Source organism: Kineococcus aridisoli, from assembly GCF_050871885.1.
Taxonomy (GTDB): domain Bacteria; phylum Actinomycetota; class Actinomycetes; order Actinomycetales; family Kineococcaceae; genus Kineococcus.
Genome location: NZ_JBJLSF010000173.1, coordinates 1 through 1,333 on the forward strand (window position 1 = coordinate 1; position 1,333 = coordinate 1,333).

A 1,333-nucleotide genomic window follows, 5' to 3' on the forward strand; every position below is an offset into this window, starting at 1 on the left:
CCGCCCGGGGAGGTCCTCCCCGGGCGGGCGCCCTCGCGGTGCTCTCAGCGCTCGGCGTCGGCCCCGGCCTGCGGGGCGTCGGCGCCCTCTGCGGACCCGGAGTGCCCGGAGTCGTCCTGGGGCGAACCCCGGAACTCCTCGCGGACCTGCGCCGACAGCCGGCGCGACTCCTCCAGGCGGGCCTCGGCCTCCGGGATCTCGTCGCCGTCCTGCTGCACGTGCGGGCCGGTGCCCTGCGGTGCCTCGCTCATCTGCTCCTCCTCCACGCGTCCCGGCCGGTGGCCGTCAGCGGTCCTCGGGCTTGCGGTCGGCGGCGACGGCGTCGCGCTGCCCCATCGGCTGCTCCGGGCCGACCGTGGTGTCCTTGTCGGTCTGCCGCTCGGACTCGGCGTTGATCTCAGCGCCCAGCAGGATGGCGTAGCTGGTCAGCCACAGCCACATGAGCAGGATGACGACACCGGCCATGGCGCCGTAGTTCTTGGTGTAGGAGGTGCCGCCTGCGAGGCTCACGTACAGGGAGAAACCGATCGAGACGACGACCCACAGCACCATCGCGACGGTGGCGCCGACCGAGGTCCACTTGGCCTTGGGCGCGTCGCGGTCCGGGGCGAGGCGGTAGACGACGGCCAGGGCGACGACGACCAGCGCCACCAGCAGCACCCAGCGCAGGACGTTGACGACGATGCTCACCGCACCGCTGGCGCCCAGCGCCTCGACGAGCACCGGGGCGACGGCGATGAAGGCGATCGCCAGCAGCATGAAGACGATCGCGCCGATCGTCAGCAGGAGCGCGGTGCCCTTGCGCTTGACGAAGCCGCGCGTCTCCTTCTCGTCGTAGGCGGAGTTCGTGGCGGCCATGAGGTTCTCGACGCCGCTGGAGGCGCTCCACAGCGCCAGCAGGATCGCCACGACCGCGGTCAGGCCCGCGGTCGACTTCTGGCTGGAGACGTTCTCGACCTGGCTGAGGACGAGGTTGCGCGCCTCCTCCGGGATTGCGGAGATGCCGTTGATCTGGTTCGCGATCTGCGCCGGGTCACCGAAGATCCCCCAGATGAGGAACGCGGCCGTCAGCGCCGGGAAGATGGCGAGGAACGCCTTGAAGGCGACCCCGGCCGCCAGCAGCGGCACCATGTCGTCCTTGGCCTCTGCCCACGCCCGCTTGGTGACCTGCAACCACCCCTTGGCGGGGATCTGCTGCGGCGAGTCGGCCTGCTGCCCGCGATCGCCCGACCCGCTGCGCTGCACCGACAGGTCGTTGCCCTGCGTCGTCCTGCTCATGTCCTCCACCTTCTCGCGACGACGCAGATCGCGCTCGCCGGGAGACCCGGCGAGC

Annotated in this window: 2 protein-coding genes; both read right to left on the bottom strand. The window is 71.5% G+C overall.

The genetic code is table 11. The features are described from left to right. Nucleotides 1-44: 44 nt before the first annotated feature. Nucleotides 45-251 (bottom strand): hypothetical protein, encoded by a 207-nt coding sequence (locus tag ACRYM2_RS23115; RefSeq protein ID WP_432525044.1) that lies wholly within the window; start codon nt 249-251, stop codon nt 45-47. Between the two features lie 34 nt (nt 252-285). Then, a partial coding sequence (locus ACRYM2_RS23120) for a YihY/virulence factor BrkB family protein (protein ID WP_432525046.1) occupies nt 286-1,333 on the bottom strand: 1,048 nt, incomplete at its 5' end.

What these genes read in the sequence shown, in the direction of transcription:
- ACRYM2_RS23115 (WP_432525044.1), bottom strand. Translation starts at nt 251, where the DNA reads ATGAGCGAGGCACCGCAGGGCACCGGCCCGCACGTGCAGCAGGACGGC.